The organism is Streptomyces sp. WG5, assembly GCF_049974565.1.
Taxonomy (GTDB): domain Bacteria; phylum Actinomycetota; class Actinomycetes; order Streptomycetales; family Streptomycetaceae; genus Streptomyces.
In genome coordinates this window covers 357,075-372,365 of record NZ_JBNGGC010000001.1, presented here as the reverse complement: position 1 = coordinate 372,365, position 15,291 = coordinate 357,075, and the positions used below count along the sequence as shown (strand labels likewise).

Here is a 15,291-nt window from a genome sequence, read left to right as displayed (position 1 = left end):
GTGGCTCGCGCCGGGACGATCCGTAGTCAGTCTCCCCTCATGCCTGGTCGAAGCGCCACCATGTCCCCGTAACGGGCTGGGAGTGTTTTCGACCACAGGGGATGCATCCCCAGGACCGTGACCTGTTCAAGCGCGGGTGAGGACGGTCTCTCCTGTGAACTTCGCGCCGTTCCGCACACCGTGCCCCGTTAGTGTGGTGATTCCGCCCGTCCGGTGACCGTTCCGTGACCTTGGACCGACCGCGCCGGCGGTGGGCGGCCGCTGCACCTGGAGGTATCCGCCGTGTCCCTGTCCGCCGCCGTCCTACTGGCCGACAGTTCGTCGCCGTCCCCGTCGCCGTCGCCGACGGCCCCGGCCGTGCCCTCGTTCCAGGACGCCCAGGAGAGCGCGTCGAACGCCGCCGGCTGGGTCGAGGAGAACTGGTCGACGTGGCTCGCGATCGGGCTGCGGGTGCTGCTGATCGTGGTGATAGCGGCGGTGCTCAGAGCGGTGGTGCGGCGGGCGATCACCAAGCTGATAGACCGCATGAACCGCCGGACCGGGTCGGGCGGCGGCACCGCGCTGAGCGGGCTGCTGGTCAACGCCGAGCGGCGCCGTCAGCGCTCCGAGGCCATCGGCTCCGTACTGCGCTCGGTGGCCAGCTTCCTCATCCTCGGCACCGCCGCCCTGATGATCCTCGGCACCTTCCAGATCAACCTGGCCCCGCTGCTGGCGTCCGCCGGTGTCGCCGGTGTGGCGATCGGCTTCGGCGCCCGCAACCTGGTCACCGACTTCCTCTCCGGCGTCTTCATGATCCTGGAGGACCAGTACGGCGTCGGCGACAGCATCGACGCGGGCGTGGCCTCCGGCGAGGTCATAGAGGTCGGACTGCGGGTGACCAAGCTGCGCGGCGACAACGGCGAGATCTGGTACGTCCGCAACGGCGAGGTCAAGCGGATCGGCAACCTCTCCCAGGGCTGGTCCACCGCCGGCGTCGACGTCACCGTCCGCTCCGACGAGGATCTGGACAAGGTCAGGGAGACACTCCGCGCGGTCGGCGAACGGATGAGCAAGGAAGAGCCCTGGAACGAGATGCTCTGGGGCCCGATCGAGGTCCTCGGCCTGGACTCCGTGCTGCTCGACTCCATGGTGGTGCGGGTCTCCGCGAAGACCATGCCCGGCAAGTCCCTCACCGTCGAGCGCGAGCTGCGCTGGCGCGTCAAGCGGGCCTTCGACGCGGCCGGCATCCGGATCGTCGGCGGTCCGGAGATCCCGGGGCAGGCTGCCGCGGCCCCCGACCCGACTGCCGGTGTCGCGGCACCGTCGGCGTACGCGAGCACCGTGTCGCCGCAGTCCATGGCGGCGGCCCCGATCACCCCGCCGAGCACCACCAAGTAGCGGACCCGGCGTTCTTCCCGCCGCCCCCGGAGTGACGACCGCGTCGCCTCGGGGGCGGACTCGCGGACTCCCGGACTCTTGACGGCCCCTGCCCGGCAGCCCTACGTTTCTCCACCAACAGGAAACCTTCCTGACAGATATTCCCGGCGTCCGGGTGCCCGGTGCACTTCTCCACCGCGCACCGAAGAGCAGAGCGGCTGAGAGGCAGGTGCGGACACGCATGGCGGGAACCGCCGGCACACCGGGCACCCCCCGCGTCCTGCGCGCCATGAACGACCGGGCCGCCCTGGACCTCCTGCTGGAGCACGGACCGCTGTCCCGCACCCGGATCGGCACGCTCACCGGCCTGTCGAAACCGACCGCCTCCCAGCTGCTGGCCCGCCTGGAGGCGGCGGGGCTCGTACTGGCCGGCGGCACGACGGAGGGGCGCCCGGGTCCCGGCGCCCAGCTCTACGAGGTCAACCCGGCCGCCGCGTACGCCGCCGGGCTCGACGTCACCCCGGACCGCGTCCTCGCCGCGGTCGCCGACGTCACCGGGCGCACGGTCGGCCGGCACGAGCTGCCCACCCCCGGACGGCGCGCCGCCACCCCGGTCGTCCAGCAGGTCACCGACGCGCTCGACGGCGCGGTGAAGGCGGCCGGACTCACCCGGGCCGACGTGCGCCGCCTGGTCATCGGCACCCCGGGCGCCTTCGACCCGGGCACCGGACGGCTGCGCTACGCCTCCCACCTGCCCGGCTGGCACTCCCCCACCCTCCTCGACGAACTCGCCGCCGCGCTGCCGATGCCGGTCGGGTACGAGAACGACGTGAACCTCGCCGCCGTGGCCGAGCAGCGCCTCGGCGCGGCCCGGGGCCACGAGGACTTCGTCCTGCTGTGGAACCAGGAGGGTCTGGGCGCCGCCCTGGTCCTCGGCGGACGGCTGCACCGCGGCTGGACCGGCGGCGCCGGCGAGGTCGGGTTCCTGCCCGTGCCGGGCGCCCCGCTGGCCCGCGAGGTCAGCCGTACGGGCAGCGGCGGGTTCCAGGAGCTGGCCGGTTCCCAGGCCCTGCCGGAACTCGCCCGGGAGCTCGGCGTCACACCCGTACCCTCCGGGCCGTACCCCCAGGCCGCCGCCGCCCTCGTCGCCCGCGCCGCGCGGACCGACGACGACAACGACCCGCACCGCCGGCTGCTCCGGACCTACGCGACCCGCCTCGCCACCGGTCTCGCCTCCCTCGTCTCCGTCCTGGACCCCGAGCTCGTGGTCCTGAGCGGCACCTCGCTCACCGCCGGCGGTGAGGCACTGCGCACCCTGCTCCAGGACGAACTGGAGGAGCTGGCCGCGTCCAGGCCCCGGCTCGTCGTCGGTGAGGTGACCGAGCACCCCGTCCTGCGCGGCGCGCTGGAGAGCGCGCTGGCGACCACCCGCGACGAGGTCTTCGACACCACGCGCTGAACCCGCCCCGCCCTCGGCGTCGTCCACCGCACCACCGCCGCACCGCCCCACCGCACCACCGCCGCACCGCCCCACCGCACCACCGCCCGACCGCACCACCGCACCACCGCACCACCGCCCTCAAGGGCGCCCACCACACCGACTGGAACCTCACCATGGCCGCGACCGTGCCGGTCATGGCCCCGTGACCCTCGTGTGCGTCTTCGCGCAGAAGGCGTTCGTCGAGGGCGTCACGGTGACCGGAGTCAAGGATGAGCGAAGGGTTGATGACTGCATGAAACTCACCGTGGTCGGCGGCGGTTCGACCTACACACCCGAACTCGTCGACGGCTTCGCCCGGTTGCGGGACACCCTGCCGGTCGAGGAGCTCACCCTCGTCGATCCGGACGCCGGCCGGCTGGAGCTGGTGGGCGGCCTCGCCCGCCGCATCCTCGCCCGGCAGGGCCACGGCGGCCGCGTCGTCACCACCTCCGACCTGGACGCGGCCGTGGACGGCGCCGACGCCGTACTGCTCCAGCTGCGCGTCGGCGGGCAGGCGGCCCGCGAACAGGACGAGACCTGGCCCCTGGAGTGCGGCTGCGTCGGCCAGGAGACGACCGGCGCGGGCGGTCTGGCCAAGGCGCTGCGCACCGTGCCGGTGGTGCTGGACATCGCCGAGCGCGTCCGCCGTACCAACCCGGACGCCTGGATCGTCGACTTCACCAATCCGGTCGGCATCGTGACCCGCGCCCTGCTCCGGGCCGGGCACCGGGCGGTCGGCCTGTGCAACGTGGCGATCGGGCTCCAGCGCACGTTCGCCGCGCTGCTCGGGGTGGCGCCCGCCGACGTCCACCTGGACCACGTGGGCCTCAACCACCTCACCTGGGAGACCGGCGTCCGCCTCGGCGGCCCCGAGGGCGAGGACGTCCTGCCCCGGCTGCTGGCCGAGCACGGGGACACCGTCGCCGCCGACCTCCGCCTGCCCCGGCCCCTCCTGGACCGTCTCGGCGTCGTGCCCTCCTACTACCTGCGCTATTACTACGCGCACGACCAGGTCGTGGACGAGCTGCGCACCAAGCCCTCCCGGGCCGCCGAGGTGGCGGCGATGGAGCGGCGGCTGCTGGAGATGTACGGCGACCCCGCCCTCGACGAGAAACCCGCCCTGCTGGCGGAACGCGGCGGCGCCTACTACTCGGAGGCGGCCGTGGACCTCGCCGCCGCCCTGCTCGGCGGTGCCGGCTCCCCGTACCAGGTGGTGAACACGTACAACCGGGGCACGCTGCCTTTCCTGCCCGACGACGCGGTGATCGAGGTACCGGCGGCGGTGGGCGCCAAGGGCGCCACCCCGCTGCCGGTGGCGACCGTGGACCCGCTGTACGCGGGCCTCATGGCGAGCGTGACGGCGTACGAGGACCTGGCCCTGGACGCGGCCCTGCGCGGTGGCCGGGACCGGGTGCTGCGGGCGCTGCTCGCCCACCCCCTCGTCGGCCAGTACGCGTACGCCGAGCAGCTCACCGACCGGCTGATCGCACACAACCGGGAGCACCTGGCGTGGGCCTGACCGGAACGCTCCTCGCCGTCGACGCGGGGAACAGCAAGACCGACGTGGCGGTCGTGACGGCCGGCGGGGAGGTCCTCGCCACCGCCCGCGGCGGCGCCTTCCGGCCGCCCGCCGTGGGCGTGGAACGGGCCGTGGACGCCCTCGCCCGGGCCGTGGCGGAGGCCTTCGCGACAGCGGGCGTCACCTCCGTCGGCCACGTCTCGGCGTGCCTGGCCAACGCCGACCTGCCCGTGGAGGAGGAGCGGCTGGCCGCCGCCCTGCACGCGCGTGCGTGGGGCACGAGCGTCGAGGTGCGCAACGACACGTTCGCGGTCCTGCGGGCCGGCGTCGACGAGCCGCGGGGCGTCGCCGTCGTGTGCGGGGCCGGCGTCAACTGCGTCGGCATGCGCCCCGACGGCCGCACCGCCCGCTTCCCCGCCGTCGGGCGCCTGTCCGGCGACTGGGGAGGCGGCTGGGGGCTGGCCGAGGAGGCGCTGTGGCACGCGGCGCGGGCGGCGGACGGCCGCGGGGAGCCCACGGAACTGGCCCGCACCCTGCCGGCCCACTTCGGGCTCGACTCGATGTACGCCCTCATCGAGGCCCTGCACCTGCGGCGCATCGAGCCCGTCCGGCGCCACGAGCTGACGCCCGTGCTGTTCGCCACGGCCACCGACGGTGACCCGCTGGCCCGGGCGGTCGTCGACCGGCAGGCCGACGAGGTGGTGGCCATGGCCGCGGTCGCGCTGACCCGGCTGGACCTGCTGGCGGAGCGGACACCGGTACTGCTGGGGGGCAGCGTGCTGGCGGCGCGGCATCCGCGACTCGACGGCCGGATACGGGAACTGCTCGCGGCCCGCGCCCCCAGGGCCGTACCACGGGTGGTGACGGCACGGCCCGTGCTGGGCGCGGTGCTGCTGGGACTCGACCGGGCGGGAGCGGCCCCCGGGGCCCACGCACGGGCGCGGGCGCACTTCACCGCCTGAGCCGGCCGGTCGGTCGGAGCGGTCCGGCGGGGAACCGGACCGGGTTCCGGAGGCGTGTTCCTGGGCAGGGGTGGTGCGTTGCACCGGGACCGGCACCGGACACGGGCACCGGTGCCGACGCCGGGCGCCGGGACACCGGGACCGGGTCAAGATCGGTGAAGGCCGGTGCGAATGCCGGCGCGGGCAGCGATACTTGCGGCGACGGATGACCATGGGGGAGGTCAGCAGTGACTCGACCGCCGAAGGGCAGCGCGATGCCGCCACCGGGCGCCGGCACGCCCACCCTGCCCGCCGTGCCGCCGCAGCCCCGTCCGTCGCCCCAGCAGCGGCCCGGCGGCCTCGCCCCCGCCGCACCCCCGCCGCCGTCGCCCCGGCGCACCGCGTTCGCCGAGGGCGTGGACCGGCTGCGCGCGGCGGCCGTCACCGAACCGGGACGGCTGCGCATCATCGGCGCGCTGCTCGCCGCGCTCGTCATCGCCTTCGGCGCCGTCACCGCCTGGCAGATGCACGACCGGTCCGCGGCGGCCGACGACGTGCTGCACCGCAGCCAGCCGCTCGCCTCCGAAGCCGCCGACATCTACCGCTCCCTCGCCGACGCCAACACCGCGGCCTCCAGCGGGTTCCTCGCCGGCGGCCAGGAGACCGAGGCGTCCCGCGCCCGGTACGAGAAGGACATCCGCGCCGCCGCCGAAGGGCTCGTGCAGGCCGCCGCCGCCTCCGACGCCGGATCCTCCTCCGCGGCGGCCATCACCGAGCTCAACCGCCGCCTGCCCGAGTACAAGGGCCTCATCGAGCGCGCCCGCACCTACAACCGCCAGGGATTCCCGGTCGGCGGCGCCTACCTGCGCCACGCCAACGCGATGATGCAGGAGGAGATGCTCCCGCAGGCGGAGGACCTCTACAAGACGGAGAACCAGCGGCTGCGCGCCGACTACGCCGACGCCGAGCCCTACCCCTGGGCCGCGCTGGCCCTCGGGGTCCTCGCACTCGCCGCCCTGGCCTGGGCGCAGCGCCGCGACTACCGGCGCACCCACCGCGTCCTGAACCCCGGCCTGGTCGCCGCCACCGCCGCCACCACGACCGTCCTGCTGTGGCTGGTCGTCGGCCACAGCGTCGCGCGGTCGAACCTGACCGGCTCCCACGACCACGCCGTGCGCTCACTGAACGTGCTGCACGACGCCCGCATCGCCTCCCTCAAGGCCCGGGGCGACGAGAACCTCACGCTGGTGGCGCGCGGCGCGGAGACGACGACGGTGGACGGCAAGACGCACGACACGTACGACTTCTCCCACGGCAAGAACATGGACACCCTCCGCAAGGCACTGGCCGAGGCGGCGCGGCTCGCGGACGACGAGGCGGGCAAGCGGCCGGTCACGGCGGCGAACGACGACATGACGGAGTGGGAGAAGCGCCACGCGTCGGCCCGTGAACAGGACGAGAACGGCAACTACCAGCAGGCGCTGGACCTGGTGATCGGCAGCGCGGACAGCACGGTCGAGCCCACGGTCGAGTGCTTCGACGGCGTGGACGCCGCGCTCGCCACCGCCCTCGCCCACGAGGAACGGGAGTTCCAGCAGGCGGCGGGCGACGGCCTGGACGCGATGGGCTACCTGCCGCAGGGCGCCGGCGTCCTCGCCGGGCTCGGCGCGGCCGGCGCGCTGCTGGGCATCGGCCGCAGGCTCTCGGAGTACCGGTGAAGCGGGGCGCGGACCCGGCGGACGGGTGGAAGGGGATACCCGTGGAAGGAGGAGCGAGGATGCGTGCACGACGACTGCGGGACGGCCTGAAGGGCTGGGGCGGTGTGGGGGCGATGGCCTTCGCGTGCGCCCTCGCCGTGCTCTTCGCCCTGCTCCTGCCGGTGGTCCGCTCGCACGGCGAGGGCGACGGCAGCGGAGCCGGCACCGCCGGCCACGGCGTCGCCCACGGCAGCCGGGCACGCGCCGCCGAGGAGTGCACGGCCCCGGAGCAGCAGACCCTGTCCCCGGACGACGCCGACGGCCCCACCATCGACGCGATCCGCAGCCGCCGGGGCGAGAAGCGCAAACTGGTCGTCGGCGTCGACCAGAACAGCTACGGCTGGGGCTACCGCGACCCGAACAGCGGCGGTGCGGCCGGACTCGAGGGCTTCGACATCGACCTGGTGCACCGCATCGCGGAGGACATCCTCGGCGACCCGGACGCCGTGCAGTTCAAGGCGATCCCCACCGACCAGCGCATCCCCGCGATCCAGGACGGCCGGGTCGACATGGTGGTCCGCACGATGACCATCAACTGCGACCGCCTCACCGAGGTCGCCTTCTCCGCGCCCTACTTCAGGACCGGACAGCAACTGCTCGCGCCCAAGTACTCCCCCATCACCGGGTACGACGACACGCTGGCCGGCAAGAGGATCTGCACGGCGAGCGGTTCGACGGCGTACAGCACGCTGAAGAAGGACCAGTCGGACGGCAGGCTGGCCGCCGACGCCGACCTCGGCACCACCGTGCCCAACCAACTGGACTGCCTGGTGAGGCTCCAGCTCGGCGAGGTCGACGCGGTCGTCACCGACGGCGCGCTCGCCGCGAGCCAGGCCGCGCAGGACCCCGCGGTCGAACTGAAGGGTGACGCCTTCACCACCGAGTACTACGGCGTGGCGATGAAGAAGGACGCCGACGATCTGGTACGCCGGGTCAACCAGGTCCTCGTGGAGTGGCACGCGGACAAGGCCGGGGGGTGGCAGCACTCGTACGACGTGTGGCTGTCGGGGACGATGGGCGGGGACGCGGCGAAGTCGCGGCCCCCGGCCCCGGTGTACCGGAGCACGAGCTGAACGACCGCCGCACCGCAGGGAAAGAGCACACACGAGTCCGCGACAGCGAGAGGTGATCGATGGGCGACACGGGACCCACCGGGCCGGTGATGGACCGGGACGAGGTGGACCGTGCGCTGGCGCGGCTCGGCGCGGAGCACGAGGCGGTCGAGACCTCACTCCTCGCCCTGCAGGACCACGCGGGCCGCAGACTCCTCGAAGGCGCCGAGCTCACGGGAGTGACCGGCGAGCGCTGGGCCGCCGCGGAGGCGTCGATCACGCTGCTGTGGACCTACTTCGACGCGTACACGGGCGCGCTGCGCACGGCCAGGGAGATCCGCTCCCGGCGCCGCTGGTCCAGCCGCGAGGACCTGGCCGAGCTGACCGAACTGCTGCGCGGCGAGGCCGTCACGGTGGCCGGCAGCGCCACCGCCACGGCCGCGGCGCCCACCCTGAACGGCGCTCCGGGCCGCCTCAGCGAGCGGTACTCGCTGGCGACGCTGGTGGACCGGATGAACCAGCTGTACGCGACCTCCCTCGACATGGTGGTCGCCGCCGACGCGGTGTGGTCGGCGCTGCCCGCGCGGATCGATCTGCTCGCCGCCGAGCTGAGGCGCACCCGCGAACTCGCGCACTCCGTGGGCGTCCGCCCCGGCGAACACCCGGCCGGCGACGACCTGGAACGGATCACCCGCACCCTGACGAGGCTGCGGGAGCAGGTGGTGTCCGACCCGCTGGCCTTCTGGCTGCCCGCGGAGGGCAGTGCGGCACCCGGCGGCGGCCGGCCGGACACCACGGTGTACGACCGCGAGGCGCGCGCCCTGGAGGAGGTGCGCCGCGAGATCGATGCCGTACTGGCCGTGCGCCAGGACGCCGAGCAGCGGATCGTACGGCTGCGGGACGTGCTCTCCCGCGCGGACCGCACGCTCGCCGAGGCCCGCACCGCGCGCGGCGAGGTACTGGCGAAGATCGCCGCGACGGAGGTGCCGGTGGTCAGCGGGCCGCCGACCGTGCTGCAGGAGCAGCTGGCGGCGGCCGCCGAGTACCGCAGACACGCGCAGTGGCACCGCCTGTCCCCCCTCCTGGAGTCGTTGGAGGAGAAGGCGGAGGACGAGCTGCTGCGCGCCCGCGAGTCGCTGACCGCGGTCACGGCGCCGCTGGCGGTCCGGGCCGAGCTGCGCGGCCGGCTCGACGCGTACAAGGCGAAGATGGCCCGGCTCGGTTTCGCCGAGGACCCCGAGCTGGTCGAGAAGTACGAGAAGGCGCGCCGCATGCTGTGGAGCGCGCCCTGCGACCTGCGCGTCGCCGGGCAGGCCGTGCTGCGCTACCAGCACGCGGCGGCCGAACTGCTCGGCTCCGCGCCGCACGTACCCGGACAGGGCGGGCCGGTGGACCGGGCGGGGCCCGGCGCGTGAGCGACGAGGGGGAGGCAGCGTCATGAGTCAGGCACAGCGGACGTGTCAGTACGTCGGCTGCAGCGGCACCTACGAGGACGTGGGCGGCGGCGAGCTGTACTGCGACACGTGCGGGCTCGCGCCGATCGTCGCCTCCCCCGCGGTGTTCGGCTCGACGCCGACCGGGACCACCGGCGGCGGCCGGGACTCGCGCGGTTCACGCGGCTCGGCCGGCAGCGGGAGCGCACGGTCCGGCAGCCGCAGCTCCCGTACGTCGTCGCAGTCGTCGCGGTCGTCGCAGTCCTCGAAGTCCCGGCGTTCGGTGTCGGGACGCCTCTCGCGGTCGGTGTCGGACCGGTCGACGAGCCGGTCGGTGTCGGTGCGCGGCTCCGGTTCCCCCGCCGGTTCCTCCGCGCGCGGCCGCCTCGGCGCCGGCCTGGTCGAGGTCCCGGTGGTCCCGCGGCCCGACCCGCGCGCGATGGTCCTGGACAACCCCGAGGTGCCCGAACGGAAGCGGTTCTGCTCACGCTCGGACTGCGGGGCGCCGGTCGGACGGTCGCGCGGCGAGCGCCCGGGGCGCACGGAGGGCTTCTGCACCAAGTGCGGCCACCCGTACTCGTTCGTGCCCAAGCTGAAGACCGGGGACGTCGTGCACGGCCAGTACGAGGTGGTGGGCTGCCTCGCGCACGGCGGGCTCGGCTGGATCTACCTCGCCGTCGACCGTGCGGTCTCCGACCGCTGGGTGGTCCTCAAGGGCCTGCTGGACACCGGCGACCAGGACGCGATGGCGGCGGCCATCTCGGAGCGCCGGTTCCTCGCGGAGATCGAGCACGCCAACATCGTGCGGATCTACAACTTCGTCGAGCACCTCGACCAGCGGACGGGTTCGCTGGACGGGTACATCGTCATGGAGTACGTCGGCGGCAAGTCGCTGAAGGAGATCGCCAACGCGCAGCGCTCCCCGGAGGGCAGGCGGGACCCGCTGCCGGTGGAGCAGGCCTGCGCGTACGGCATCGAGGCGCTGGAGGCACTCGGCCACCTGCACAGCCGCAACCTGCTCTACTGCGACTTCAAGGTCGACAACGCCATCCAGACCGAGGACCAGCTCAAGCTGATCGACATGGGCGCGGTACGCCGGATGGACGACGACGAGTCCGCCATCTACGGCACGGTGGGATACCAGTCGCCGGAGGTCGCCGACGTCGGCCCGTCCGTGGCGTCCGACCTGTACACCGTCGGCCGCACGCTCGCCGTGCTGACGTTCGACTTCCAGGGCTACACCACCGTCTACGCCGACTCCCTGCCGGACCCCGACACCATCGACGTCTTCCGGCGGTACGAGTCGTACTACCGGCTGCTGGTGCGTGCCACCGACCCCGATCCGGCCCGCCGGTTCGCCTCCGCGCAGGAGATGGCCGAGCAGCTGACTGGAGTGCTGCGCGAGGTCGTCTCCCTCCAGACGGGCCACGCCCGGCCCGCCGTGTCCACACTGTTCGGGCCCGAGGTCAGGGTGACGGACACGGAGTTGTTCCCCCGGCTGGACGGCGACGTGTCGCGGCTGGGGGCGCGGGTGCCCCGAACGAGGCGGCGCGGCGCCGGTGCGGCGGTGGCCCGGCGGCCGGGCGGCGCGGGCACCGGCCCCGCGCTGCCGGGCGGGACGAGCGCGACGGTCGGAGCACCCGGCGGGACGGGCACGGACATCGGCACGGGCGGCGGCGCCCTCGGGACGTCGGGCGGAACGGGCGGGGGGCTCGGCGTCCCCGGCGCGACGGGCACAGCGCACGGAGCCTCCGGCGGGTCGGCGCACCTCGGACAGTCCCCCGGCGGCGCGGCGCACCTCGGACAGCACTCCGGCGGCGCGGGCGCGGGATCCGCGCCGCCGGGCGCGGAAGGCGCGGGCGGGGGCGCGACCGGTGACGGTGTCTCCGGCCTGGTCAAGCCCGCCGACGCGCCCGTCGCCGCCCTCGCGCTGCCGGTGCCCCGGGTCGACGCCGGAGACCCCAACGCGGGTTTCCTCGCCGGTCTCATGGCGTCCGCGCCGGGTGAACTGCTGACCGCGCTGGCCGCCGCGCCCGCGCCGTCGACCGAGACCACGCTGCGGCAGATCCGGGCCCGGCTGGAGGACGGCGACGCGCCCGGCGCGCTGGAGGCCCTGGAAACGCTGGAGGGCGAACGGCCCGACGACTGGCGGGTCGTCTGGTACCGGGGGCTGGCCGCCCTGGCGACCGGCGACCACGAGGGCGCCGCGCTGGCCTTCGACGCGATCTACGACGCCTTCCCCGGCGAGATCGCGCCCAAGCTGGCGCTCGGCCTGTGCGCGGAGGTACTGGGGCAGCTCGACAACGCCGCCGAGTACTACCGCCTGGTGTGGTCGTCCGACCCGAGCCATGTGAGCGCGGCGTTCGGGCTGGCCCGCGTCCAGCTCGCCGGCGGCGACCGGGCCGGTGCCGTACGGACGCTGGAGTCGGTGCCGGAGTCGTCCATCCACTGCACGGCCGCGCGCGTGGCGGCCGTACGGGCACGGCTGCGGCAACGCACGGCGAGCGCGAACGACGTGGCGTTCCTGGACGATCTGGTCGCCGCCGCACGGCAGGTCGAGGCGTTGGACGTGTACGGTCTGGATCCGGCGCGGCGCGAGCAGCTGTCGGCCGAGGTCCTCGGATGTGCGCTGGACTGGGTACTCTCCGGAGGTCGGGGTTCCGTCCCTCCCCCGCTCTCGGCTCCGCCCGAGCGGGGGGACCCCGCTGCCGCCGGGGGCCGGACGCTGCTCGGCAGTAGCCTGGACGAACGCGGCCTGCGTTTCGGCCTGGAGCGCTCGTACCGCACGCTGGCCCGGCTGGCGCGGGGCGGCGAGGAGAGAATCGACCTGGTGGAACGTGCCAATCGTTACCGCCCCCGAACGTGGGTGTAGTTGATGTCGCAGATGCCCCAGCAGGCCGCCGTGCCGAAGTGCCCGAGCTGCGAGGAACCCCTCGAGTCGGGTGACCGTTTCTGCGGTGCCTGCGGATACGACCTGTCCGCCGTCCCCGCGCGGCCCGAGGACAGCCCGGCGGTCGCCGTCAACGGCTCGGTGCCCGCCCCGGCGCCGCCGCCGGACGGTGCGGACCGGCCCGTAACCCCGGACTCGAACGGCTTCGACCGGGCCGCACCGGCGCACCCGGCCGCCGGAATGCCGGACACCGGCTGGGGCGGCCCCCCGCCGCCACCGCCCACGGCACCGCCGAGGCCGGCGGCACCGCCGCGGCCGGCCGCGGCCGGCGAGCGGTTCGACGGTGCCGACCCCGCGCGGGAGCCCGACGAGTACCCGCTGCAGGCGCCCGACCCCCGGCTGGCCGCCGTGCCGGTGCCGGCCGCGCCGGCCGCCGACGTGAAGGTGTGCGTGGCCTGCCGCGCGGGCCGGGTCGACGACGACGGCTACTGCGAGATCTGCGGACACGCCCAGCCCCGCGAACGCGACCACATGGAGCAGGAGTCCGGGCCCGTCGCCGCGGTCAGCGACCGCGGCCTGCGCCACCACCGCAACGAGGACGCCTTCTCCGTCGGCTGCACCGCGCTGCCCGACGGCGCCCCCGCGACCGTGGCGATCGTCTGCGACGGCGTGTCCTCCGCGACCCGTCCCGACGACGCCTCGCTGGCCGCGTCCAGGGCGGCCGGCCAGTCGCTGCTCGCCGCCCTGCCCCGGGGCACGCACCCGCAGCAGGCCATGCACGACGCCATCGTCGCCGCCTCGCACGCCGTCAACGCGCTGGCGGACGAACCGGCCACCGCCCGCGAGCAGGCCCCCCACCAGAACGCGCCCGCCTGCACGCTGGTCGGCGCCGTGGTGACCGCGGGCCTGCTGGTCGTCGGCTGGGTCGGCGACAGCCGCGTCTACTGGGTGCCGGTCGACCGGAGCACACCGCCCGCCCGGCTCACCGAGGACGACTCGTGGGCCGCGCAGATGGTCGCCGCCAACCTGATGAGCGAGGCCGAGGCGTACGCCGACGAGCGCGCCCACGCGATCACCGGCTGGCTCGGCGCCGACGCCTACGAACTGGAGCCGCACACCGCGTCCTTCAAGCCGGACCGCCCGGGTGTCGTCGTGGTCTGCACGGACGGCCTGTGGAACTACGCCGAGTCGGCGCAGGAGATGGCCGAGGTCGTGCCCCTCGACGCGGCCACCCGCCCGCTGCACAGCGCCCGTGTGCTCGTCGGTCACGCCCTGGACGGCGGGGGCCACGACAACGTAACAGTGGCCCTCCTGCCGTTCCCCGCACCGCCGCAGGGGGCAGGATCGGCCTGAGGCCCCCGCCCGGGTACACGGGGAGGGGTGCGCACGCGGGGGCGCTCCCGCGGGCCGCAGGGGGCGGTCCGCGCCAGCAGCCGTCACCCCACCACCGTGGGGACGTAGAGGGGGATGCGAACCGGCATGGCCAATTTCTCGAAGTCGAACGTGCCGCAGTTCTCGGTGGACGTCTACCAGAACGAGTACCTGCCCGAAGGCGGCCGTGAGGTCAACGCCATCGTGACGGTCACCGCGACCGGCGGCGGCACGATCGGGAGCGCGGTGGCCGCGCCCCACCTGTACTCACCGGGCCAGGGCCCGTCGGCGGCCGTGGCGGTCATGGTCGACTGCTCGGGTTCGATGGACTACCCGCCCACCAAGATGCGCAACGCCCGCGACGCGACGGCCGCCGCGATCGACACCCTGCGCGACGGTGTGCACTTCACGGTGGTCGACGGCACGCACGTGGCCAGGGAGGTCTACCCGGGCGGCGGCCGGCTCGCGGTCGCCGACGCCACCACCCGGGAGCAGGCCAAGCAGGCGCTGCGCCGGCTGAGCGCGGGCGGCGGCACCGCCATCGGCACCTGGCTGCGGCTGGCCGACCGGCTGCTGTCCACCGCGGACGTCGCCATCCGCCACGGCATCCTGCTCACCGACGGCCGCAACGAGCACGAGTCGCCCGAGGACCTCAGGGCGGCGCTCGACTCCTGTGCCGGCCGGTTCACCTGTGACGCCCGTGGCGTGGGCACCGACTGGGAAGTGAAAGAAGTCACAGGCATCGCCTCCGCCCTGCTCGGCACCGCCGACATCGTCGCCGACCCGTCCGGCCTCGCCGCCGACTTCACGCGGATGATGGAGGCGGCCATGGGCAAGGAGGTCGCGGACGTCGCCCTGCGCCTGTGGACGCCGGTCGGCACCACGGTGAAGTTCGTCAAGCAGGTCGCGCCCACCGTCGAGGAGCTGACCGGCCGCCGCACCGAGGCGGGTCCTCGCTCCGGCGACTACCCCACCGGGTCCTGGGGCGACGAGTCCCGCGACTACCACGTCTGCGTGGAGGTCCCGGCCGCGAACCTGGGCCAGGAGATGCTGGCCGCCCGCGTCTCCCTGGTCGTCCCCGAGCCCCGGGGCGCCTGGCCCCCGGGCGGAACCGGGAGCGGGGGAGGCGGCGCCCGCGGCCTCGGCGCGCAGGGCCTCGTACGGGCCGTGTGGACGGACGACATGGCCGCCTCCACGTCGATCAACCCGCAAGTCGCCCACTACACCGGGCAGGCCGAACTGGCACAGGTCATCCAACAGGGTCTGGATCTGCGCAAAGCGGGAGACATCGACGGAGCAACGGCCAAACTGGGTCGTGCGGTTCAGCTCGCCGGGGTCTCCGGAAACGCCGATACGGCGAAACTGCTTGCGAAGGTGGTGGACGTGGTCGACGCGGCGGCAGGTACTGTGCGACTGAAAGCGAAGGTCGAGGAGGCCGACGAGATGACTCTCGAGACCCGGTCGACGAAGACTGTTCGTGTAAAGAAGTGAC

Annotated in this window: 10 protein-coding genes and 1 pseudogene; all 11 read left to right on the top strand. The window is 74.3% G+C overall.

All coding sequences use genetic code 11. The annotated features are described in order from the left end of the window. Positions 1-282 precede the first annotated feature (282 nt). Positions 283-1,377, top strand: coding sequence for a mechanosensitive ion channel family protein (locus tag ACP4IX_RS01610; protein ID WP_426517112.1), 1,095 nt, complete (start codon positions 283-285; stop codon positions 1,375-1,377). Between the two features lie 220 nt (positions 1,378-1,597). Then, positions 1,598-2,815 (top strand): ROK family transcriptional regulator, encoded by a 1,218-nt coding sequence (locus tag ACP4IX_RS01605; RefSeq protein WP_426554516.1) that lies wholly within the window; start codon positions 1,598-1,600, stop codon positions 2,813-2,815. A gap of 116 nt (positions 2,816-2,931) precedes the next feature. Then, positions 2,932-3,065 (top strand): annotated as a pseudogene (locus ACP4IX_RS01600) (carbohydrate ABC transporter permease); the annotation flags it as partial. Between the two features lie 24 nt (positions 3,066-3,089). Next, positions 3,090-4,355, top strand: coding sequence for a 6-phospho-beta-glucosidase (locus ACP4IX_RS01595; protein ID WP_426517263.1), 1,266 nt, complete (start codon positions 3,090-3,092; stop codon positions 4,353-4,355). Continuing rightward, on the top strand, positions 4,346-5,317 hold the full coding sequence (locus ACP4IX_RS01590; RefSeq protein WP_426517108.1) for an N-acetylglucosamine kinase: 972 nt from the start codon (positions 4,346-4,348) through the stop codon (positions 5,315-5,317). Before ACP4IX_RS01595 ends, ACP4IX_RS01590 begins: the two co-directional genes overlap by 10 nt. A 227-nt stretch (positions 5,318-5,544) precedes the next feature. Continuing rightward, a complete protein-coding gene (locus ACP4IX_RS01585; RefSeq protein ID WP_426517106.1) occupies positions 5,545-7,014 on the top strand; it encodes a hypothetical protein in 1,470 nt (489 codons plus the stop codon). 59 nt (positions 7,015-7,073) lie between these two features. Next, positions 7,074-8,126 carry a glutamate ABC transporter substrate-binding protein gene (locus ACP4IX_RS01580; protein WP_426554515.1) on the top strand — a complete coding sequence of 351 codons (1,053 nt, stop codon included), beginning with the start codon at positions 7,074-7,076 and terminating at the stop codon, positions 8,124-8,126. Positions 8,127-8,185: 59 nt separating this feature from the next. Then, on the top strand, positions 8,186-9,520 hold the full coding sequence (locus ACP4IX_RS01575; protein WP_426554514.1) for a hypothetical protein: 1,335 nt from the start codon (positions 8,186-8,188) through the stop codon (positions 9,518-9,520). 22 nt (positions 9,521-9,542) lie between these two features. Further along, positions 9,543-12,410, top strand: a complete 2,868-nt coding sequence (locus ACP4IX_RS01570) for a tetratricopeptide repeat protein (protein ID WP_426554513.1) — start codon at positions 9,543-9,545, stop codon at positions 12,408-12,410. A 3-nt stretch (positions 12,411-12,413) separates the two neighbouring features. Beyond that, positions 12,414-13,781, top strand: coding sequence for a PP2C family serine/threonine-protein phosphatase (locus tag ACP4IX_RS01565; RefSeq protein ID WP_426554512.1), 1,368 nt, complete (start codon positions 12,414-12,416; stop codon positions 13,779-13,781). A 126-nt stretch (positions 13,782-13,907) separates the two neighbouring features. After that, on the top strand, positions 13,908-15,290 hold the full coding sequence (locus ACP4IX_RS01560; RefSeq protein WP_426517261.1) for a vWA domain-containing protein: 1,383 nt from the start codon (positions 13,908-13,910) through the stop codon (positions 15,288-15,290). The last annotated feature ends 1 nt before the right edge of the window (position 15,291 follow it).

Coding starts and splice junctions, on each gene's coding strand:
- ACP4IX_RS01605 (WP_426554516.1), top strand. CDS start 1,598: ATGGCGGGAACCGCCGGCACACCGGGCACCCCCCGCGTCCTGCGCGCC.
- ACP4IX_RS01595 (WP_426517263.1), top strand. CDS start 3,090: ATGAAACTCACCGTGGTCGGCGGCGGTTCGACCTACACACCCGAACTC.
- ACP4IX_RS01580 (WP_426554515.1), top strand. CDS start 7,074: ATGCGTGCACGACGACTGCGGGACGGCCTGAAGGGCTGGGGCGGTGTG.
- ACP4IX_RS01575 (WP_426554514.1), top strand. CDS start 8,186: ATGGGCGACACGGGACCCACCGGGCCGGTGATGGACCGGGACGAGGTG.
- ACP4IX_RS01570 (WP_426554513.1), top strand. CDS start 9,543: ATGAGTCAGGCACAGCGGACGTGTCAGTACGTCGGCTGCAGCGGCACC.
- ACP4IX_RS01565 (WP_426554512.1), top strand. CDS start 12,414: ATGTCGCAGATGCCCCAGCAGGCCGCCGTGCCGAAGTGCCCGAGCTGC.
- ACP4IX_RS01560 (WP_426517261.1), top strand. CDS start 13,908: ATGGCCAATTTCTCGAAGTCGAACGTGCCGCAGTTCTCGGTGGACGTC.